This is a genomic window from Streptomyces sp. NPDC007095 (assembly GCF_040634475.1).
Taxonomy (GTDB): Bacteria; Actinomycetota; Actinomycetes; order Streptomycetales; family Streptomycetaceae; genus Streptomyces.
Genome location: NZ_JBEYFS010000165.1, coordinates 1 through 21,309, shown reverse-complemented (window position 1 = coordinate 21,309; position 21,309 = coordinate 1). Strand labels below are relative to the sequence as shown.

Here is a 21,309-nt window from a genome sequence, read left to right as displayed (position 1 = left end):
CACACTGTTCGCATGGAGCACCGCGCACCCGCGGGGCACTTCCCGACCCCCGAGGATGTTGCGTGCAGGCAGCCGTAACCGTCACCCCCGCCCGCATACCGGAACTGCTGCTCGGCCTCGCGACCGTGCGGCCGGTCTTCCTCTGGGGCGCCCCCGGCATCGGAAAGTCCTCCCTGGTCAGGGAGTTCGCCGAGTCGCTGGGCCTGGAGTGCGTCAGCCTGCTCGGCACCCAGCTCGCACCCGAGGACCTGATCGGCGTCCCGCAGATCCGCGACGGGCGCTCGGTGTTCTGCCCGCCGGAGGCGATCGCCCGTGACGAGCCGTACTGCCTCTTCCTGGACGAGCTGAACGCGGCGACGCCGGATGTGCAGAAGGCGTTCTACTCGCTGATCCTGGACCGGCGCATCGGCAACTACGAGCTGCCCAAGGGCTCGATAGTGATCGGCGCGGGCAACCGCGCCACCGACAACGCGCTGGCCCGCCCGATCGCCTCCGCGCTGATCAACCGCCTCACGCACGTGCACCTGGAGGCCTCCTCCAAGGACTGGCTCGGCTGGGCCGCGGCCAACGGCATCCACCCCTGGGTCGTGGACCACCTCACCGACCGGCCCGACCACCTGTGGTCCAAGCCGCCGAAGACCGAGGAGCCGTTCTCCACGCCCCGCTCCTGGCACATGCTCTCCGACGCGCTGCACTCCTTCGGACCGGCCCTCGACGAGCCGACCCTGAAGGTGATCGCGCACGGAACCCTGACGCCCGCGCACGCGGTCGCCTTCTGCGGCTATGTGAAGATCGTGCGCAGCCGGTTCGGAATCGAGGCGATCGTCAAGGGCGACGCGCGCTGGCCGCACCGCCCCGAGGACCGTGACCTGCTGTACTACCTCGCCGAGTCCTTCCGCGGCCGGCTCGTCAAAGAGCTGCCCGCCAGCAAGGAGCACCTCTCCGCGGGCGGACAGCAGACCGCGTATCGGGCCAAGTCGCTGCTCGTGCAGCTCGCCGAGATCTCCGTGGAGGTCGCGCAGAGCGTCATCGCCCCGGACACCGACGGCAATCCCCTCCTGCCCGCCTGGTTCCTGGTCGAGGCGGCCCGCGACATGCCCCGGCTGGTCGAGGCGCGGCAGTGAGCCGCACCCCGACGAGCCGCAGTAAGGGACAGCCGAAGAAGGACCTGGCGGCGGAGGCGTTCGCGGAGGGGATGCGGCTGGTGCGGGCCAACCGGGCGCTCGCCGCCATCGGCTTCAGCACCTGCCGCCAGGAGGACTGCCCCGACTCACCCCGCGACGGTCTCGTCCGTGTCGACTCCAACGGCGTGCTGCATGTCCACCCCACCCGTCGCGCCGAGCCCGTCGAGTGGGCCTGGGCGGTCGCGCACGCCATCATCCACCTGGGCTTCGGCCATGTCCCGGCGGCGCCGAAGACGCGCGAGCAGCCCGACCGCCACACCCTCGCCGCCCGCTGCGCGGTCGTCAACCGCTTCCTGCTCGGCTTCCCCATCGGCCTCACCCCCGAGGACCTGCCGCCCTCGTACCCTGACGGCGACGAGGAGCAACTCGCCGCCCGCTGGCGGCGCGAGGGGACTCCTGCCCCGTACGAGCGCTGCGGTACCTCCGGCGGCGAGCCGGACCAGCTGCTGGTGCCGTGGGACACCTGGAAAGGCGGCCAGGCCCCGGACTGGCAGATCGAGTTCGCGCACGCCCTGACCCGCACCGTGGCCACGGCGATGGACGTGGCCGGCGGCCGCCGCGGCTCGATGCGCGGCGGGCCCACCCGGCTACAGCCCTGGGAGCGGGCGCTGAGCTGGTTCATCTCCTCCTACCCGCTGCTCGGTGGCATCGCGGCCGGCATCACCCTGGTCGCCGACGCCGAACTGGCCCGCGCCCACGACATCTCCGTCGCCGCCGTGAACGCGGAGGCCGGGGAGATCTACATCAACCCGCTGCGCCAACTGGACGACGAGGAATGGCGGTTCGTCCTCGCCCACGAGATGCTGCACGCCGCCCTGCGGCACGGCGACCGCTGCGGCCCCCGCGACCCGTACCTCTTCAACATCGCGGCCGACTACGTCATCAACGGCTGGCTGTGCGAGATGCAGGTCGGCACGATGCCCGAAGGACTCCTGTACGACGCGGAGTTGAAGGATCTGTCGGCGGAGGAGGTGTACGACCGGATCGCGAAGGACCTGCGCCGGATGCGCCGGCTGTCCACGCTCCGCGGCAAGGGCGCTGGTGACATACTCGGCGCCCCGCTCGGCTCCCCGCGCGACTACGTGGACCTGGACGAGCTCTACCGGCGCGGCCTGAGTCACGGCTTCGACCTGCACCAGCAGCTGGAGCGGGGCTATCTGCCGGGCGGTCTGGTCGAGGAGATCCGCGCGCTCAGCCATCCGCCGCTGCCTTGGGACGCCCGCCTGGCCCGCTGGTTCGACGAGTTCGTGCCCCGCCCCGAGCCGGTACGGACGTACGCGCGCCCCTCGCGCCGTCAGGCGTCCACCCCCGGCATCCCACGCGCGGGACGGTACTTCCCGCCGGAGGAGATCGCCCGTTGCACCTTCGGCGTCGTCCTCGACACCTCCGGCTCCATGGACCGCACGCTGCTCGGCAAGGCGCTGGGTGCCATCGCCTCGTACGCCGAGGCCCGGGACGTACCGGCCGCGCGGGTGGTGTTCTGCGACGCGGCGCCGCACGACGCGGGCTATCTGCCGGTCACCGAGATCGCCGGACGGGTGCGGGTGCACGGGCGCGGCGGTACGGTGCTGCAGCCCGGCATCGATCTGCTGCACCGCGCGGACGACTTCCCGCCGGGCGCGCCGCTGCTGGTCATCACGGACGGCTGGTGCGACGTGCTGCGGGTGCGGCGCGAGCACGCGTATCTGATTCCGCAGGGTGCGCGGCTCCCGTTCACGGCGCGCGGACCGGTCTTCCGCGTGCGGTGAGCTGTCATTCTGGGTGAGTCGCGCGCAGGTGTGATCGGATGGTGCGCACGGACCCCGAAAACGGGACCCCATCGAAGGGAATCATCGTGGCAACCACGCGCACCGCGCACACCGTGTGGGAAGGCAACCTGCTCGAGGGCAGCGGCGTCGTCACCTTCGACTCCTCCGGCATCGGCCAGCAGCCGGTGACGTGGGCGTCGCGGGCGCAGGACGCCAACGGCAAGACCAGCCCCGAGGAGCTGATCGCCGCCGCTCACTCCAGCTGCTTCTCCATGGCACTGTCGCACGCCCTCGCGGGCGCGGGCACCCCGCCCACCAAGCTCGTCACCAACGCCGACGTCACCTTCCAGCCCGGCGAGGGCATCACCGGCATCCACCTGACGGTGGAGGGTACGGTGCCGGGCCTCGACAACGACGGTTTCGTCGCGGCGGCCGAGGACGCGAAGAAGAACTGCCCGGTCAGCGCGGCGCTGACCGGCACGACGATCACCCTGACGGCCAAGCTGGCCTGACGTCCGGAAGCAGTACGGCGCCGCGGTCCCCACGCAGGGCCCGCGGCGCTGTCATGTCCGCCCCATTGACAAGAACGCACTCAAGTTTTGTGCTTGAAGGTGGGCAGCGCCCTGGCGGAAGGGGACGGACATGGCACGTGCGGTCGGGATCGACCTCGGAACGACGAACTCGGTGGTGGCCCTTCTCGAAGGCGGCGACCCCACGGTCGTGACCAACGCGGAGGGCGCGCGCACCACCCCCTCCGTGGTGGCCTTCGCCAAGAACGGCGAGGTGCTCGTCGGCGAGGTCGCCAAACGTCAGGCCGTGACGAACGTGGAGCGCACCGCGCGCTCGGTCAAGCGCCACATGGGCGACGCGGGCTGGCGCTTCCCGGAGCAGGGCTCCGTCGACGGCACCCGCTACCGTGCCCAGGAACTGTCGGCGCGCGTTCTGCAGAAGCTGAAGCGGGACGCGGAGGCCTACCTCGGTGAGGACGTCACGGACGCCGTGATCACCGTGCCCGCCTACTTCGACGACGCCCAGCGCCAGGCCACCAAGGAGGCGGGCGAGATCGCGGGCCTGAAGGTGCTGCGGATCATCAACGAGCCGACGGCCGCCGCCCTCGCCTACGGCCTCGACCGGGGCGAGGAGCAGACCGTCCTCGTCTTCGACCTGGGCGGCGGCACCTTCGACGTCTCGCTCCTGGAGATCGGCGACGGCGTCATCGAGGTCAAGGCGACCAACGGCGACACCCGGCTCGGCGGCGACGACTGGGACCAGCGCATCGTCGAACACCTCGCGCAGCGCTTCAAGGCCTCGTACGGCATCGATCTCGGCCACGACAAGATGGCGCTGCAACGGCTGCGCGAGGGCGCCGAGAAGGCCAAGATCGAACTGTCCAGCTCCTCCGAGACCACCGTCAACCTGCCCTACATCACCGCCACCGCCGACGGCCCCCTGCACCTCGAGGAGAAACTGACCCGTGCCCAGTTCCAGGAGCTGACCGCCGATCTGCTCGACCGCTGCAAGACCCCCTTCCACCAGGCGGTCAAGGACGCGGGCGTCAAGCTCGCCGCGATCGACCACGTCATCCTGGTCGGCGGTTCGACCCGGATGCCCGCCGTCACGGACCTGGTCAGGGAACTCACCGGCAAAGACCCGCACAAGGGTGTCAACCCGGACGAGGTCGTGGCGCTCGGCGCGGCTCTCCAGGCGGGTGTCATCAGGGGGGATGTGAAGGACGTCCTGCTCCTCGACGTCACCCCGCTGTCCCTCGGCATCGAGACCAAGGGCGGCATCATGACCAGGCTCATCGAGCGCAACACCACGATCCCGACCCGCCGTTCGGAGATCTTCACCACGGCCGCGGACAACCAGCCCTCGGTCGGCATCCAGGTCTACCAGGGCGAACGCGAGATCGCCGCGTACAACAAGAAGCTCGGCGTCTTCGACCTCACCGGGCTGCCGCCCGCACCGCGTGGAGTCCCGCAGATCGAGGTCGCCTTCGACATCGACGCCAACGGGATCATGCACGTCTCCGCGAAGGACCTCGCCACCGGGCGCGAACAGAAGATGACCGTCACGGGCGGCTCCGCGCTCCCCAAGAACGACATCGACCGCATGATGCGCGAGGCCGAGCAGTACGCCGAGGAGGACCGCGCGCGCCGCGAGGCCGCCGAGACCCGCAACCAGGCCGAACAACTCGTCTACCAGACGGAGAAGTTCCTCCGTGAGAACGACGAACGCATCCCCTCAGAGACGAAACCCGAGGTCGAGTCCGCCGTCGCCGATCTCAAGCACCTTCTGGAGGACTCCGCCACCGACACCACCGCCCTGCGCACCGGCGTCGAGAAGCTGGCCTCGGTGAGCCAGAAGATGGGCCAGGCCATGTACGCCCAGGCCCAGCAGACCCGCCAGGAGGAGCCGGCCGCCGAGCACACCACGGCGGCGGAGGACGGTGTGGTGGACGCCGAGATCGTGGACGACGAGAGGGAGACGAGGGGCGGCGCGGCGTAAGGGCTTTTTTGAGGGGAGGGGCTCTCTGCGAGCCCCTCCCTGGGGAGCCGTCCCCGGGGAGCCCTCCCCGGGAAGCCCTCAGTAGGAAGCCCTCAGTAGGAGTCTCGGATCTCCCGCAGGATCTCCTTGGTGCGGGGCACGGATGCGGCGTGGGCGGACATGTGGTCCAGCACTTCCAGGTGCATGGCCACCTCGGGGCGCGAATCCAGGTAGATGGCTCCGGTCAGGTACTCGCTGTAGACCATGTCGGGCAGTTCCGGCTCCGCGAAGCGGAACAGCGCGAACGAGGTGTACGTCCCCGGATGCGGGCCGCTCGCGTACTCGGCGACCTGGACGGAGATGTCGTCGCTCTCCATCTCCCGCAGCAGTCGGTCGATCTGGTCCCGCATGACCTCCCCACGGATGCTCACCGGGCGCCGCAGCGCGGTCTCGTCCATGATCACCCAGAGGTGGGGCCGGTGCTCGCGCCCCAGCAGCAGCTGTTGCCGCGTCATGCGCAGCGTCACATGCCGCTCGATGGCCTCGGGCCCCGTCTGGCCCACCGTTCCCGCCTCCAGCACGGCGCGCGCGTACTCCTCGGTCTGCAGCAGCCCGGGCACGAAGTGCGGCTCGTACGAGCGGATCAGTCGGGCGGCGCCCTCCAGGCTGACGTGCATGCTGAACCAGTCCGGCAGCACATCGTGGAACCGCTGCCACCAGCCCGGCTGGTTCGCCTCCTCGGCGAGCGCGACGAAGGCGGCCACCTCGTCGTCGGCCACTCCGTACGTCGTCAGCAACACCTGGAGGTAGGGGATCTTGAGGGCGACCTCGGCCATCTCCATCCGCCGCACCGTCGCCGGGGCGACACGCAGGACACGCGCGGCTTCTTCCCGCTTCAGCCCGGTGGCCTCCCGCAATTCCTGCAGCCGCCGCCCGAGCACCACTTGCCCTACGGTGGGCGCAGCCCGCCGCTCACTCACGCCACGCCCTCCCCAAGCGCCGAAGCCTCCACTCAAACGGATCGGCGACGCTCCGTCAAGACACCAGTGACTGAAGGTATTTGACCGTCGCCGGATCCGCGGGGAGAAACGTCTCGATGGCCAGCTCGGCGACGGTGACGTCCATCGGGGTGTTGAAGGTGGAGATGGACGAAATGAAGGACAGCACGCGCCCGCCGTGCCCGATCTGCAGAGGGAGAGCGAAATAGGGAACGGGCTCGACATCTTCATCCGGTTCCAGTGCCGCTTCCCCTTCCTGTCCCTGATCCGGTACCGGGTAGGCCGCCACCTCCTCGTAGAGCGCACGCAGTGGCTCGGAGCGGTCCAGGGCGATCTGCCGTTCCATCTGCGCGAGCAGGTGGTCGCGCCACTCGCGGTGGTTGCGGATCCGTGGCGCCAGGCCCTCCGGGTGGAGGGTCAGCCGCATCGCGTTCAGCGGCGGCGTGAGCAGCGACTCGCAGACGCCCTCCAGAAGCATGGTGATGCCACGGTTGGCGGCGAGCACGGTGTACGTGGCGTCGACCACCAGCGCCGGGTAGGGCTCGTAGCCCTGGATCAGCCGCTCCATGCCCTGGCGCAGGGCGTCCATCGAGGGGTCGTCGAGGGGGGTCTCCGGGTAGTGGGGCGCGTAGCCGGCGGCCAGGAGCAGCGCGTTGCGCTCCCGTACGGGGACGTCCAGGTGTTCGGCCAGCCGCAGCACCATCTCCTCGCTCGGACGGGAGCGGCCGGTCTCGATGAAGCTGATGTGCCGGGCCGAGGAGTCGGCCCGCAGCGCCAGTTCCAGCTGGCTGACCCGACGCTGTTCCCGCCAGCCGCGCAGCAGCGGGCCGACGCCCTTGCCGACGGAGTTGGTTGAGGGCCTGGTCGGACCGGACGCGACGATGGACATACGCCGACCGTAACCGAGGAAGGCCGTGGGCGGAGGGTGGGCCTTGCCCTCGAACGCCGGACGGCCGGGACTTTTCGGGGCGCGGGAACTGCGCGACCAGCCCCCCCACCCGCAGCCGAAGACGCAACCGGGGGGTCCGGAGGCGAAGCCCCGGGGGGTGACGGGGCGCCGAAGAGCCTTGGTCGGGGGACTGTGGCAGGCTGAGGACCAGCCCCCACCACACCCCACCGCACGCAGAACGGAGCGAGGTCATGCCCGTCGAACCGCTGTCGCAGAAGGAGATCGAGGAGCAGCTCGCGGAGCTGCCCGGCTGGTCGCTGGACGGCGACCACCTCGCCCGCTCCTACCACCTCCCCTCCCACTTCGCCGCGACCGCGATGGTCGTACACATCGCCCAGGTGCAGGAGGAGCTCGACCACCACTCCGACCTCACCCTCGGCTACAACACGATCTCCCTCACCGTGAACACCCACAGCGTCGGCGGCGCCGTCACCGAGCTCGACCTCAAGCTCGCCCGCAGGGTGGAGGCACTCGCTCCGGGACATGGCGCACACTGATCCGCATGCTGGACTACGACAAGGAAGCCGACGAATACGACGCCAGCAGGGGCGGTGAGCCCAGAGCCGGCGCGGCCGCGACCGCCGTCCTCGGCCTCGTCCCCGACGACGTACGGGCCCTGCTCGACGTCGCCTGCGGCACCGGAATAGTCACGCGCCGCCTCGCCGCCGCCCGCCCGACGCTCCGGGTGACGGGCGCGGACGCCGCGCAGGGCATGGCCCGGATGGCGGCGGCACGGCTCCCGGGCGCGGTGATCCGCGCCGACAGCCGCCGACTGCCCTTCCCCGACGCCTCGTTCGACGCCGTCACCAGCGTCTGGCTGCTCCATCTGGTCGACGGCGCCGAGGACGTCCGCGCCATCGTCGCCGAGTGCGCGCGGGTCCTGCGCCCGGGTGGGGTGTACGTCACCACCGTCGACAAGGCCGCCGCACATGACGTGGGCAGCGACATCGACGCCGTACTCGCCTCCCGCCCGCGCCGCCCCGCCCAGGACCGCCCCGAGGACGTCGAGGCGTACGCCGTCGAGCACGGCCTCACCCCGGCCGGCCGGGCCCGTTTCCGGGGCCACGGCCAGGGCCGCAGCCCGCGCAGCACGGTGGCGGACCTGCGCCGCGGCTGGTTCACCCGGATCGCCCCGGACGACCCGCTGACCGAGCGCTTCGTCACGCTGCTCGAAGCGCTGCCCGATCAGGAAGTTCCGCGCCCCGACCCGCAGTTCGCTCTCCGGGCATTCACGAAGATCCCCGCCGCGCGAACTCCATGACCCAGTTGGTCACCCACGTCTTCTCCCCGTCCACGGAGAAGGCCTGCTCCCAGCGGGCCGTGGTCGGGGAGATCCCCGACCACACGAACCGCACCCGCACGTCCTTCCCGTCGTGGGTGTCGTCGCCGTGGAACTCACCGCGCCCGTCAGGGCCGAACCGCCCCACCACCGGCGGGAACAGCTTCCCGCTGCGGCTCGACGACCAGTTCAGCGACCACACCCGCGCCGCCGGGTCGAAGAGCCGCAGGGTGAGCCCCTGCCAGCCCTGACCGGGCACCGTCATCTCGTCGAGGTTCGCGGCCCCGTCGAACAGGCTCCAGCAGCGGTTCGTGGCAGGGAACTCCTCCCACCCGCTGTCGGCGTCGAGGAAGTCGGTCAGACGCCTGTTGTGGACGTCCCACTCGCCGTGGAAGAAGTCGAAGTCGTGCGGGCTGCTCATGAGCGGTCTCCAGTCGTGCCCTGGGGGAGGGAGTCGGCAAGGTAGGCGTCGAGGTCGGGGGCGTCGGGCGCGAGCATGTGCCGCACCCAGGCGTCGCGTTCGTGCAGGATCGGCGGCAGCTCCCAGACGCAGCCGATCCAGGGGAGGTCGGGTGTGATGAAGTGCGTGGGGTCACGGTCCGGGCAGCCCAGGACCGGCTGGCCCGCCGACGCGCCCCGGAAGTGCAGGACGTTGTCCCACACCCAGCTGTACGCGTTGAGGTAGGCGCCGTCGTCGCCGCCCCGGTGCAGTACGACGAAGGTCGCGGGCGGTGTGCCGTCGGGCTCCGGCAGCAGTTTCGGCAGCATCGCGTACGCCGCCGCCTCGATGTCGGGCGCGATACCGGCCGGGTCCGCGGTGACGTGGTAGCGCTTGATCCGTCGCCCCGCCATCTCGATGGGCGGCGGCACGGTCAGCAGTTTCTCCCTGAAGTTCCGGGAGTTCGGGTCGTTCCGTGAGTTCGAGGGGTTCGAGGAGTTCGGGAAGGTCGTCGAAGCCATGACGCGCACGCTAGGCCGACTTCACTGACATCCTGTGTCAGTGAAGTCCAGCCGGCTCGTCTCGATCCTCCTGCTGCTCCAGACCCGCGGCCGGATGACCGCCGCCGACCTCGCCGAGGAGCTCGACGTCTCGGTGCGCACGGTCTACCGGGACGTGGAGGCGCTGAGCGCGGCGGGCGTCCCGCTGTACGGCGATGCCGGGCACGCCGGCGGCTACCGCCTCCTCGACGGCTACCGCACCCGTCTCACCGGCCTCACGGAGGGGGAGGCCGAGGCCCTCTTCCTCGCCGGCGTCCCCGGCCCCGCCGCCGAGCTGGGCCTCGGCCCGGTCCTGGCCGCCGCTCAGTTGAAGGTGCGTGCCGCCCTCCCGCGCGAGCTGCGCAAGCACGCCGACCGGATCAGCGGCCGCTTCCACCTGGACGCCCCCGGCTGGTACGCGGACGCCGACGACACCCCGTACCTCCCCGCCGTCGCCGACGCCGTCTGGAACGCGCGGGGGCTGAACGTCCTGTACCGCCGCTGGCGCGAGCCAACGGATGTGCGGCGCCGCCTGGAGCCGTACGGCCTGGTTCTGAAGGCAGGCCGCTGGTACGTCGTCGCGGGCCCCGGACCGCGTACGTACCGCGTCGACCAGATCCTCGAACTCAGCGCCACCGGTGACGAGTTCAGCCGCCCGGAGGCGTTCGACCTGGCCGCGTACTGGACTGCGTACCAACGGGAGTTCCACGACCGCCTGCACCGTGCCGAGGCAGTGATCAGGGTGGCCCCGGGAACCCGACTCACCGGTCCGGCGGCGCGAGCCGTCGAGGTCAACGGTCACGCGGATCAAGACGGTTGGACGCGTGCCGCCGTACCCATCGAGTCCCTCGACCAGGCCCACGACGAATTCCTTCGACTGGGCGCGGCGATCGAGGTGCTGGAGCCCGCCGGACTGCGGGACCGCATCGCGCACACGGTGGCGGCACTGGCCCGTCTGTATGCGTAGCGAGCCCTTGCACACAGATGCCTGAAGGCGGCAACTCCTCCGTACACGGCGGCGACTGGGGGAACAGAAGCAGTCTGTCCTCTCAGGAGGTAACCATCGTGCAGCACCCGCACAGCACCAGGTCCCGGTCCTGGTCGCGTACCGCCACAGCTGGCCCTTGCCGCCGTCGTACGGGCCGCCCTTGTCGCTGTAGGCGAGGTAGAGGTAGCCGTCCGTGGCGTCGAGGACGCCCTTGTGGGCGAGGTAGCCGGTGGGCTGTCCTGGCAGCCGGGACCAGGTCGCGCCGCCGTCCGTCGAGCGGTAGACCGCGTTGTCCTTGTCGGCGACCCCGACGTAGATCGTCTGCGTGGCGTTTCCGGAGGTGCCCGTCGACTCGTCGAAGGTGACCCAGACGATTCCCTGGTTGTCGGAGGCGTAGCCGCTGGTGTCGGACGCGTCCTGCACGTAGTTGCCGGCGTTCGGGAAGTTGGTCACCTGCGACCATGTGACACCCGAGTCCGTGGACCGCCACAGACCCTTGCCGCTGGGCGCGCCGAGGTACAGCACGCTGTCCTTGCCGGGGTCGATCGCGAGGCGCTCACCCATGCCCCGGCCCGGCATGTTCCCGCCCAGCTTGAAGGGCAGGTCCGTCCTCTGCCAGCTCGCGCCCCGGTCGGCGGAGCGCAGCACGGCACCGTTGCCGGGGTCCCAGCTGTTCGTGTACGTGCCGACCGCCGCGTACACCTTGTTCGGGTCGACGGAGTCGGACGCGAGGCTGACCACCCCGGTGTGGCCCCACTGGTCCCAGCCGACCGAGTCCGTGAGCGGGGTCCAGGTCTTCGTCGACTCCTGCCAGCGGTAGGCGCCGCCGATGTCCGTGCGGGCGTAGGCGAGGTTCTTCTCGGAGCGGTTGAAGACGATGCCGGGGACGAATCCGCCGCCGTCGATCCGCGCGTTCTTCCAGGTGTACGTGTCGGCGGCGAGCGCGGTTGTCGGGGTGCTCGCGGCGAGGGCGGACGGGCTGCCCGCCAGTAGGCCGGCGGCGAGAGCCAGTACGGCGGTGAGGATGCGGGTTCTTCGCACGGTGGGGTCCTCTCCGAAGGAGGGCGTGACGACCGGGCGGCCCCCAGTGCGGGTGGGGGCCGCCCGGCGAGGTGGTCCCGTCGTCAGGTGACGGGACCACGCACGCGGAGCTTCGGGCGCCCGGAGAGGCGCGGTGCTGGGCCTCGCGCCCGCCAGGGGCGCGGGGAACTGCGCGACCGGCCACAACCGGCCCGCAGCTCAAGTACCGCCCTTCCCACGGAGCGCCCGGCGGGGACTATTCGAGAAGCTCCGCGTACGAGCCCATGGCCAGGGCGATGTCCGCCTGGGCCCAGAACCGGTGGTACGTGAAGGAAGGCGCGGCTCCGCCCGCCAGATAGGCCTCGATCTTCGACCAGTTCGGGTCGTTCTTGTAGAAGGACCTGAGCGAGGTGAAGGTCGAGGAGGAGTTGATCGTGTCGCCGTTCGGCATCTTGCCGCTCCAGCCGCTCGGGACGTAGACCGTGTCGTCGAAGCGGTTGTAGTCGGCGCGGGTCTCCGGGACCGCGATGCCCAGGCTGTCCTGGTAGTTGTTCCACATGCCGTCGAGTAGTGCCTTCGCCGTCGTCTTCGCCTGTGCGTTGCCGGACTTGGCGGCGTAGTACGACAGGGTCTTGGCGTACGCGGCCGCCACACCCACGTCGTTGGTGTAGTCGGCGACCGTCACGTGAAGTCCGCTGTTGGCGCCGGGACTCGACGCGTTCCAGGTGTCCGGGGCGCCGGACCACTGGAGCGTGGAGGGGATCTGGTAGGTGCCGTCCGGGTTGATCGTGGTCTTGGACAGCGCCCAGGAGACCCACTTGTCGAGGATCGCCTTCGCGCTCGCGTTGCCCGTCTGCTGGTAGTACTCGGCGACCCGCTCCATGGACCAGGCCTGGAAGCCGAACCACTGGTTGGACGGCGGGTCGTGGTACACGGGCTGCTGGTCGTAGTACATGCCGTAGAAGGTCGGCGTCCCGGCCGGCGGGGTCGCGTAACGGCCCGCCCAGCTGTTGGTCGCGCCGCCCGCGATGGCGCCCTCGTTGGACTGCAGCCAGCGGTAGAACTCCAGCTGCCGGGTGAGGGAGGTACCCCAATCGGCCGCACCGGTCGAGGACTTGGGCTTCAGATCGGCGTACGAGCTGAGCGCGTACGCGGCCAGCGGGTTCTGGTAGCCGCCGTGGACATGGCTGGAGCCGATGCGCCAGGCCCAGCCCGCGGAGGTGTCGGTCGCGCCGCCCCAGGCGTAGTACCAGGAGAGCAGATAGTGCGAGGCGTCCTTGCCGGTGCCGGCCGCGCAGGTCGACGGGCCGACACAGTTGCCGATCTTCTTGAAGTACTTGTCGTACATGGCGTAGCGCAGATAGTCGCCCATCTTCGCCGCCTTGCCGACGGTCGCGGACACATCGCCGCCCTTGCCCTGCGCCTTGGCCCACACGTCGGCCCAGTACGCGGCCTGCACGGCCCGCGCGTCGGCGTCCGGCGCGTCGGTGTACTTCCACTGCTTGGCGTACGAGGAGTCCCCCGTGAAGAGGTCCAGGTAGCCGTTGGTGGAGCCGTACTTGAAGGCGTCGCAGGTCGGCTGCGGCACGGTCTCCCACACCGACTCCTGCGCGCCGCGCTGGAAGGTGTTGATGTACGACGGTCCGGTCGAGGTCGGTCCGGCCTCGCACTTGCCGGGCTCGTTGCCGTAGCCGTAGACGTTGTCGACGTCCTGGAGCCAGTGCATGCCGTACACGTCGTCCGTGCCGTACGCGCTCTTCAGCTCGGCCGCGATCGGGTCGGAGCCGACGGAGACGCCCGTGTCGAGCTTGGCCGGGTACTCGTTCGGAGTGTCCAGCTCGGGTGCGTACGTGGCCGGCTTCGAGGCGTTGTAGAAGGAGTTCGTCGGCTGGTCGGCGTGGGTGGGGATCATGTACGTCTCCATGGTCGTCCACGCGGCGTTGAACTTGGACCAGTCGCCGGTGACCTTCCCGTACATCGCCTGCAGCCAGATCAGATAGCTGTACGCCTCCGACGTCGTCTCATGACCCTGGTCCGGCGCCTCGACGATCAGCGTCTCCACCGAGTGGTAGGGGATGCCCTCGGGGGAGAAGTAGCCGTTCGCCGGATTGGTGATCTTGCCGTAGAGGTCCAGGAAGCGCGCGTCGTACGCCTTCGACGCGGCCAGCTCCGTCACGGTGACCGTCGCCTTGGCGTACCCGGTCGCCGAGGCCGTGAAGGTCGCGGCGCCGGTCCCGGAGGTGTCGGCGGTGACGGTGACGTTCTGCGCCGTGTTCCAGTTGGCCGGGGTGAAGGTCAGCGAGGCGCCGCCGGTGACGGACAGTCCCGTATTGCCGTCCGTACGGGCGGTCGTCACCGTCACGTTCGCGGCCGGCTGTTTCGAAAGCTGCACGGCGAACGTTCCCGGCTTGCCCTGCTGGATGCCGAGTTGGGTCGGCGAGGCCACCACGGCGGGACCCGAGGCGACCGTGATGCCGACCGGTGTGGACGCCGCGGCAGCACCCAGGCTGTCGTACGCCTTGGCCACCAGCGAATGACTGCCGACGGTCAAGCCGGAGGTCGACAGCGTGTAGGGGGAGCTGGTGTCCGTGCCCAGCAGGGTCGTGTCGTCGTAGAACTCGACCTTGCCGATCGTCGCGTTGTCGGCGGCCGCCGCGGTCGCGGCCAGCGGGATCGCGTCGCCCTGCGTGTAGACCGCGCCCGCGGCCGGGCTGGTCAGCACGGTGACCGGCGGCTGGTGGGCGCCGGTGCAGGTGGTGCCGTTGATCGCGAAGGAGGCGGGCGCCGTGTTGGTGCCGCTGTAGGTGAACTGCGCGCCGGTGGAGACCGCTGCCCCGGCGGCGATCGTCCCGTTCCAGGAGGCGTTCTTCGCCGTGACCGTGCTGCCGGATTGCGACCAGGTCCCGTTCCAGCCGCTGGTCAGCGTCTGGTTGCCCGCGTAGTCGTACGTCAGGGTCCAGCCGTTGATCGGGTCGGTGCCCCGGTTGGTGAGCGTGAGATCCGCGGTGAAGCCGGAGCCCCAGTCATTGGTCTTGTAGTCGACGCTGCACTGAACTCCCGCCGCCTGAGCAGGAGTTGAACCGTTCGCGAGCATCGTGAGCGGAAGTGCGAGAGCGGCCACACCGGCGGTCCACAGCCGTCGCCATCGTCGTAGCAGCGCGCCTGTGTCGAGAGACCGAACGCGCGGCGGCCCGAAGGGGTGAGCACGATCGGGCTCTCGACGCAGGCTGGGGCGCCCTGGAGGCGATCCGGACGAAGATGCGCGTCTTCTCCTTCTGGAGCTGGGGTGCATGTGCTGGTTCCTCCTTGCGGCTCGGAGAAGTGGGGGGCGGAGCAGCAACAAGCCTTGAACCAGTGGGAGCGCTCCCATATTGGAGAGGGGGGTCGAAGGGGTCAAGGTGCTTGAAGAGTCGAAATTGTTCGATTGATCAACAGTGCGACGCCTCTGTCCTTTACCGGCACATGGCGCTAACTTCATCCGCACCAGTGGGAGCGGTTCCATCAGTCGACGCGTCCGTCACGACGCGCCCGAGCTGCAAGGAGTCGCTCATGCGACACCCTCCGCGTTCAGGACTTTTAGTGGTCGGCGCCGCGGTCGCCCTCGTGGGCACCGCGATCGCGCCGGTCGTCACGGCTTCAGGAGCCACACCCGCGTGCACGGTGGACTACTCCGTCACGAGCCAGTGGGACACCGGCTTCCAGGGCGCCGTGAAGATCACCAACAACATGGCCGCGCTCAGCGGTTGGAGTCTCACCTTCGACCTCACGGGCGGTCAGAAGGTCAGCCAGGGCTGGAACGCCAAGTGGTCCCAGTCCGCGACGACGGTCACCGCGGCCAACGAGAGCTGGAACGGCTCGCTGGGCTCAGGGGCCAGTGTCAGTGCCGGGTTCCTCGCCTCGTGGTCGGGGAGCAACGCCGTACCCACGACGTTCAAGCTCAACGGCACGACGTGCAACGTGGACACGGAGCCGTCGCCGACCCCGACGGATCCGCCGCCCACGACCGGTACGGCACCCAAGCTGCGCGTCTCCGGGAACAAGCTCGTCGACGCCGACGGTACGACGCGGCGGCTCCTCGGCGTCAACCGCTCCGGCGGCGAGTTCATGTGTGTCCAGGGATACGGCATCTTCGACGGCCCGGTCGACGACGCCTCGGTCAAGGCGATCGCCGACTGGAAGGCCAACACGGTCCGCATCCCGCTCAACGAGGAGTGCTGGCTCGGCTTGTCCGACATCAAACCGGAGTACGCGGGCGCCAACTACGTCTCCGCGGTCAAGGACCTGGTCGCCAAGGTCGAGGCGCACGGGATGACCCCGCTCGTCGAACTGCACTGGAACTACGGGCAGTACACCGGTAACTCGGCGGGCTGCTCCGACGTGCACGCCACCTGCCAGAAGCCGATGCCGGACGCGCAGTACAGCCCGGCGTTCTGGTCCTCGGTCGCCAGTACCTTCAAGGACGACCAGGCCGTCGCCTTCGACCTGTTCAACGAGCCCTACCCGGACCGCGCGACCTCCACCACCGCTCAGGCGTGGGCCTGCTGGAAGGACGGCGGCGCCTGCCCGGGCATCGGATACGAGGTGGCCGGGATGCAGGACCTGGTCGACGCGGTGCGCGGCACCGGCGCCAGGAACCTGATCCTGGCCGGCGGGCTCGCGTACTCCAACGACCTGAGCCAGTGGCTGACGTACAAGCCCAGCGATCCGACGGGCAACCTCGCCGCCGCCTTCCACACCTACAACTTCAACACCTGCGCCAGTGAGAGCTGCTGGAACTCGACGCTCGCCCCGGTGGCTGCCCAAGTCCCGCTCGTGGCGGGGGAGATCGGCGAGAACACCTGCTCCCACGGCTTCATCGACACCGCGATGAAGTGGTTCGACGACCGGGGACTCTCCTACCTCGGCTGGACCTGGAACACCTGGGACTGCTCCTCCGGTCCCTCCCTCATCTCCAGTTACGACGGCACTCCCACGTCGTACGGAGTCGGGCTGCGTGATCACCTGCGCGCCCTCAACGGATAACCGGTGCGCGCCCTCAACGGATAACCGGTGCGCGCGCTCAACGGATAACCGGTGCGCGCGCTCAACGGATGACCGGCGCAGGAATCAGAGGCACACCCGCGCAGGGACCCGACGCACACCCGCGCAAGAAGTCAACGGACACCCGCACAAGAAGAGATGGGAACCCGCACTCATGAGTCGTACCAAATCCGCGCTCTTAGGGGCGCTCGTCCTGCTCGCCGGTGCCTCGGGCACCGCCGTGGCGGCCGTTCCCGCGGACCCAGCCGGGATCGCCGCCATTCCCTGCACCGTCGACTACAAGGTGCAGAACCAGTGGGACACCGGCTTCACCGCCGCCGTCACGGTCACCAACAACAGCGCCGCCAAGACCTCCTGGGCGGTGAAGTGGGCGTACGCCGGGAACCAGAAGGTGACCTCGGGCTGGAACGCGAAGATCAGCCAGAGCGGCACCGCCGTCACCGCGGCCAACGAGACCTACAACGGGACGCTGGCGACCGGCGGTTCGGTCAGCTTCGGCTTCAACGCCTCCTACAGCGGCACCAACGCGCTGCCCACCTCCTTCACCCTCGACGGGGTGACCTGCAACGTCGACGACGGCAGCGGTGGCGGAGGCGGCGGAGGGGGCAGTGACCCCTCCGGGAGAGTCGACAACCCGTACGCCGGTGCCAAGGTGTACGTGAATCCGGAGTGGTCCGCGAAGGCGGCGGCCGAGACCGGCGGCAGCCGGATCTCCAACCAGCCCACCGGCGTCTGGCTCGACCGGATCGCCGCGATCAACGGGGCGAGCGGCAGCATGGGCCTGCGCGCCCACCTCGACGCGGCGCTCGCGCAGAAGGGCAGCGGCGAAGAGGTCGTCCAACTGGTCGTCTACGATCTGCCCGGACGTGACTGCGCGGCCCTCGCCTCCAACGGAGAGCTCGGCCCGACGGAGATCGACAAGTACAAGACGCAGTTCATCGACCCGATCGCGGCGATCCTCGCGGACAGCAAGTACGCCTCGCTGCGGATCGTCACGACCATCGAGATCGACTCGCTGCCGAACCTCGTCACCAACACCGGCAGCCGGGCCACCGCCACCCCGCAGTGCGACACCATGCTCGCCAACGGCAACTACGTGAAGGGCGTGGGCTACGCGCTCGCCAAGCTCGGCGCGATCCCGAACGTCTACAACTACCTGGACGCCGGCCACCACGGCTGGATCGGCTGGGACGACAACTTCGCCCCGTCCGCCACCCTGTTCAAGCAGGCGGCCACCAGTGAGGGCGCCACGGTCGACGACGTCGCCGGGTTCATCACCAACACGGCGAACTACAGCGCCCTGAAGGAGAACAACTTCACCATCGACGACACGGTGAACGGCACCTCCGTCCGCCAGTCCAAGTGGGTCGACTGGAACCGTTATGTCGACGAGCTGTCCTTCGCCCAGGCCTTCCGCAACCAGCTCGTGTCGGTCGGCTTCAACTCCGGCATCGGCATGCTGATCGACACCTCCAGGAACGGCTGGGGCGGCACCGCCCGGCCCACCGGTCCCGGCGCGACGACCAGCGTCGACACCTACGTCGACGGCGGGCGCTACGACCGCCGTATCCACGTCGGGAACTGGTGCAACCAGGCCGGTGCCGGTCTCGGTGAGCGCCCGCAGGCCTCCCCGACCACCGGGATCGACGCCTATGTGTGGATGAAGCCCCCGGGTGAGTCCGACGGCTCCAGCTCCGCCATCGCCAACGACGAGGGCAAGGGCTTCGACCGGATGTGCGACCCGACGTATACGGGCAACCCCCGGAACAACAACAACATGTCCGGCGCGCTGCCGAACGCCCCGCTGTCGGGGCACTGGTTCTCGGCGCAGTTCCAGCAGCTGATGACGAACGCGTATCCGCCGCTGTAGGGCGCCCCACCTGGTGATCCGCCGGGGGTCAGGCCTTCTGGGCCAGCCCCCGGCGGATCGCGAACTCCACCGCCGAGTAGTCGCCGTCCGCCCGCTCCAGCTCGTAGGGCACCGCCGGATACAGCGGCGGCTGAGCCATGAAACGAGGGCGCGTGCCGTGGTGCGGCTGCGCCGCGTGCACCAGGAACGGGTGGCAGAGGAATGCGTCGCCGGGGTGGCCGGTGGCGTGGGCGTGCGGGCGGTGCGCGGAGGCCTCGGCCACCTTCGGGCCGAGTTCGAGGAACGAGGCCCCCGCCTCGCCGTACGGCTCCAGGACCGGGGGCACATCGAGGTGCGAGCCCACCCTGATACGGGTCGGGGCGTCGGCCTCGGTCACCTCGCTGAACAGGAAGAGCATCAGCAGGGCCCGGCCCCGAGAGCGGAGATTGGAGTGGTAGAGCGTCTCGCCGTCGGGGAGGTAGCTCCCTTCGATGTGCCAGCCCGCGTCGTCCGGCTCCTCCGCGTGCGGGAACCGCAGCGGGAAGCTGCCCAGCGCATAACGCGGCTCCCAGCGTCTCTCGCCGACCAGCAGATCGAAGGCCTGGTGCAGGGCGGGGGAGTTGGCCGCGGCGGCGAACGGGCCCTGCGCCATGTTGCTCACCCAGTGCACGGGGTCCTTCCAGGTGCCGGGGTCGTCCGGGTCGTACCCCGTCTCCTTCCACAGCAGCCGGGCGCAGCTCTCGGCGACGCGCGGCGGGAAGGCGCCCTCGATCTTCACGAACCCGTCCTCGAGGAACCGCTCCACCATCTCGTCGTCCATGGGGCCATGCTCGGGGACGGACCGCTTCGGACGCATCAGATTTTCCGACCGCTGTTTTTGCTGTTCGCGCAACATCGTTGGCCGTCTCCGAGAGCCGAGGAGCAGGCTGTGTACGCACCCGGACGAGAGGCGGACCACCATGGCGCACGACCACCACCACAACCAGGAGAACGCGCAGCACGCGCACGACCACACCCACATGGACTTCGCCAAGATGATCCCCATGCTGGAGCAGGAGGCGGAGCTCTTCAGCCCCCAGTACACCGAGGCGGCGGGCTGGTTGCGGGATCAGCGGTCCGGGACCGGGCTGATCGTGGACGCGGGCAGTGGCCCCGGTGTCATCTCCTGTTTCCTCGCGGACGCCTTCCCCGCGGCGCGGGTCGTGGCCGTGGACGAGGTGGAACCCCTGCTGGAGCGGGCCCGCGCCCGCGCCGACCGGCTCGGCGTCGGCGACCGCTTCGGTACCCTGCGGGCCGAACTCGGCGGCGGACTCGATGAGCTGGAGTATCCGGCCGACCTTCTGTGGGCGAGCAGGTCCCTGCATCACGTGGGAGACCAGCGCGCCGCGCTCGCCGGTTTCGCGCGCGCCCTCGCGCCCGGCGGCACCCTTGCCCTCATGGAAGGCGGCCTGCCCATGCGCTACTTCCCGCGCGAGATCGGCATCGGCCGCCCCGGCCTTCAGTCCCGTGTCGACGCGGTCCACGACGAGTGGTTCGGCCGGATGCGGGACGAGCTGCCCGGAGCGGTGCGAGAGACGGAGGACTGGCCCGCCCTGATGGCCGCCGTCGGCCTGCGCCACACGGCGACCCGCACCTTCCTCGTCGACCTCCCCGCCCCGGTCTCGGACGAGACGCGCGCCTTCGTCGTCACCTCCCTCACCCACCGCCGCGACGCCCTCGCTCCCGGCCTCGACGCGGACGACCTCGCCATCCTCGACCGTCTCCTCGACCCGGACGACAAGGCGAGCGTGTACCACCGGCCGGACGTCTTCCTGCTGACGGCGCACACCATGTACGTCGCGGTGAAGCCGGAGTAGTTCCGGCCGGTCAGCACGTCCCCGGGCGCGCGTACACGGTGACCCGGGCGCCCTGGACCCGGCGCGTGCCGCACTTCTCGAAGTACGTGGCCAGGACCCGCCGTTTGACGATCTCCCCGGGGGTCGCGTCGAGCGGCTGCCCCGCGGGATCGCTCACGGCGACGATACGGGTCGCCGTGATCATGCGGGCGCGGATGACCGGTGCCGGAACCTCGCTGCCGTACAGGGTGTGCGAGGCGGCGGGTGCGCGGTCGAGGGCCAGATCGCGCAGCCCGCGCACGGATCCGGGGTCGGGCAGGGACCACACCCGGCGCCGCGCCGGCAGATAGAGGACCCCGTCACCCGGCGCACCGGCCTCGGCGACGGCGCGGGCGATCGCGCCCACGTCGTCGACCCGGCTCTGCGGTGCACGCAGCTGCAGGGTGACGGGGAGCAGCGCGAGAACGGCAATGCCCGCGCAGGTCAGCGCCGCCGTGCGGGTCCGCCGGGCCCGGGTGAGCCGGTCCAGCGCCGCGCCGGTCAGCAGGGCGGTGCCGCTCTGGCCGTAAAGCACATAGCGGTCCACATACAGGGGTGTGACGAGCGAGACCAGCAGGAGCAGCAGGGCGGGCAGGACGAGGAGCCCGAGCGCGAGGACGGGCAGCCGCACGCCCCGGAGTACGCGCGAAGTGGTGTTCCGGCACATCGCCGCGCAGACCAGGGCGAAGGCGGTCGTTCCCGCGAACCCCGCGAGCGCTCCGGCGCCCGGCCTGCCGATCCACGACACCTGATCCGACTGCCGCGTACTCAGGACGACGAGCGGCGCCACCGTGACGAGGACCACCGCCGCCGCCCCGGCCCAGGCCCGGCCTTCGTCCCCGTGCCCGAGGTTTCCGAACTTGCTCCGAAGGCGGTTCCCGAACCGGCCCGCGAGCCGGTGCCCGCCATCGGCTG

General features: G+C 70.1%; 16 protein-coding genes and 2 pseudogenes. 10 read left to right on the top strand and 8 right to left on the bottom strand.

From position 1 onward, the window contains the following. The first annotated feature begins 62 nt into the window (after nt 1–62). From ABZ656_RS40310 to dnaK, 4 genes are all read left to right on the top strand, one after another. Nucleotides 63–1,124 carry a MoxR family ATPase gene (locus ABZ656_RS40310; protein WP_360275121.1) on the top strand — a complete coding sequence of 354 codons (1,062 nt, stop codon included), beginning with the start codon at nt 63–65 and terminating at the stop codon, nt 1,122–1,124. Next, nucleotides 1,121–2,932 (top strand): hypothetical protein, encoded by a 1,812-nt coding sequence (locus tag ABZ656_RS40305; protein WP_360275118.1) that lies wholly within the window; start codon nt 1,121–1,123, stop codon nt 2,930–2,932. Before ABZ656_RS40310 ends, ABZ656_RS40305 begins: the two co-directional genes overlap by 4 nt. A gap of 86 nt (nt 2,933–3,018) precedes the next feature. Then, complete coding sequence (locus ABZ656_RS40300; protein WP_060901013.1) at nt 3,019–3,444, top strand: OsmC family protein; 426 nt, start codon at nt 3,019–3,021, stop codon at nt 3,442–3,444. Between the two features lie 130 nt (nt 3,445–3,574). Then, nucleotides 3,575–5,440, top strand: a complete 1,866-nt coding sequence (gene dnaK, locus ABZ656_RS40295) for a molecular chaperone DnaK (RefSeq protein WP_101401861.1) — start codon at nt 3,575–3,577, stop codon at nt 5,438–5,440. 92 nt (nt 5,441–5,532) lie between these two features. Here dnaK and ABZ656_RS40290 read toward each other — a convergent pair whose 3' ends face one another. Then, nucleotides 5,533–6,399, bottom strand: a complete 867-nt coding sequence (locus ABZ656_RS40290) for a Scr1 family TA system antitoxin-like transcriptional regulator (protein WP_101401862.1) — start codon at nt 6,397–6,399, stop codon at nt 5,533–5,535. Between the two features lie 55 nt (nt 6,400–6,454). Beyond that, nucleotides 6,455–7,306: a helix-turn-helix transcriptional regulator gene (locus ABZ656_RS40285; protein WP_360275113.1), complete on the bottom strand. Its 852-nt coding sequence runs from the start codon at nt 7,304–7,306 to the stop codon at nt 6,455–6,457. Nucleotides 7,307–7,557: 251 nt separating this feature from the next. On the opposite strand from ABZ656_RS40285, the gene ABZ656_RS40280 reads away from it, so the two are divergent. Together ABZ656_RS40280 and ABZ656_RS40275 are read left to right on the top strand one after the other, a co-directional pair. Then, complete coding sequence (locus tag ABZ656_RS40280; RefSeq protein ID WP_101401864.1) at nt 7,558–7,863, top strand: 4a-hydroxytetrahydrobiopterin dehydratase; 306 nt, start codon at nt 7,558–7,560, stop codon at nt 7,861–7,863. A gap of 5 nt (nt 7,864–7,868) precedes the next feature. Continuing rightward, nucleotides 7,869–8,627, top strand: coding sequence for a class I SAM-dependent methyltransferase (locus tag ABZ656_RS40275; protein WP_360275110.1), 759 nt, complete (start codon nt 7,869–7,871; stop codon nt 8,625–8,627). Here ABZ656_RS40275 and ABZ656_RS40270 read toward each other — a convergent pair. Together ABZ656_RS40270 and ABZ656_RS40265 are read right to left on the bottom strand one after the other, a co-directional pair. Further along, complete coding sequence (locus tag ABZ656_RS40270; RefSeq protein WP_101401866.1) at nt 8,596–9,066, bottom strand: hypothetical protein; 471 nt, start codon at nt 9,064–9,066, stop codon at nt 8,596–8,598. The two genes, ABZ656_RS40275 and ABZ656_RS40270, sit on opposite strands and share 32 nt — an antisense overlap. Then, nucleotides 9,063–9,497, bottom strand: coding sequence for a hypothetical protein (locus tag ABZ656_RS40265; protein ID WP_101403896.1), 435 nt, complete (start codon nt 9,495–9,497; stop codon nt 9,063–9,065). Before ABZ656_RS40265 ends, ABZ656_RS40270 begins: the two co-directional genes overlap by 4 nt. 148 nt (nt 9,498–9,645) lie before the next feature. Here ABZ656_RS40265 and ABZ656_RS40260 point away from each other — a divergent pair, with 148 nt between their 5' ends. After that, nucleotides 9,646–10,590 carry a YafY family protein gene (locus tag ABZ656_RS40260; RefSeq protein WP_101403897.1) on the top strand — a complete coding sequence of 315 codons (945 nt, stop codon included), beginning with the start codon at nt 9,646–9,648 and terminating at the stop codon, nt 10,588–10,590. 117 nt (nt 10,591–10,707) lie between these two features. Here the strand turns inward: ABZ656_RS40260 and ABZ656_RS40255 are convergent. Then, nucleotides 10,708–11,652: pseudogene (locus tag ABZ656_RS40255) on the bottom strand (xyloglucanase); the annotation flags it as partial. A gap of 235 nt (nt 11,653–11,887) precedes the next feature. Then, complete coding sequence (locus ABZ656_RS40250; protein WP_360275131.1) at nt 11,888–14,725, bottom strand: glycoside hydrolase family 48 protein; 2,838 nt, start codon at nt 14,723–14,725, stop codon at nt 11,888–11,890. A 455-nt stretch (nt 14,726–15,180) separates the two neighbouring features. On the opposite strand from ABZ656_RS40250, the gene ABZ656_RS40245 reads away from it, so the two are divergent. Next, on the top strand, nt 15,181–16,653 hold the full coding sequence (locus ABZ656_RS40245) for a cellulase family glycosylhydrolase (RefSeq protein WP_360275107.1): 1,473 nt from the start codon (nt 15,181–15,183) through the stop codon (nt 16,651–16,653). A 172-nt stretch (nt 16,654–16,825) separates the two neighbouring features. Then, nucleotides 16,826–18,541 (top strand): glycoside hydrolase family 6 protein, encoded by a 1,716-nt coding sequence (locus ABZ656_RS40240; RefSeq protein ID WP_101401869.1) that lies wholly within the window; start codon nt 16,826–16,828, stop codon nt 18,539–18,541. Nucleotides 18,542–18,569: 28 nt separating this feature from the next. Here ABZ656_RS40240 and ABZ656_RS40235 read toward each other — a convergent pair whose 3' ends face one another. Continuing rightward, nucleotides 18,570–19,340, bottom strand: coding sequence for a phytanoyl-CoA dioxygenase family protein (locus tag ABZ656_RS40235; protein WP_360275104.1), 771 nt, complete (start codon nt 19,338–19,340; stop codon nt 18,570–18,572). A 139-nt stretch (nt 19,341–19,479) separates the two neighbouring features. Here ABZ656_RS40235 and ABZ656_RS40230 point away from each other — a divergent pair, with 139 nt between their 5' ends. Further along, nucleotides 19,480–20,376 (top strand): class I SAM-dependent methyltransferase, encoded by an 897-nt coding sequence (locus ABZ656_RS40230; RefSeq protein ID WP_101401871.1) that lies wholly within the window; start codon nt 19,480–19,482, stop codon nt 20,374–20,376. A 10-nt stretch (nt 20,377–20,386) separates the two neighbouring features. On the opposite strand, the pseudogene ABZ656_RS40225 reads toward ABZ656_RS40230, so the two are convergent. Then, nucleotides 20,387–21,309 (bottom strand): annotated as a pseudogene (locus ABZ656_RS40225) (hypothetical protein); the annotation flags it as partial.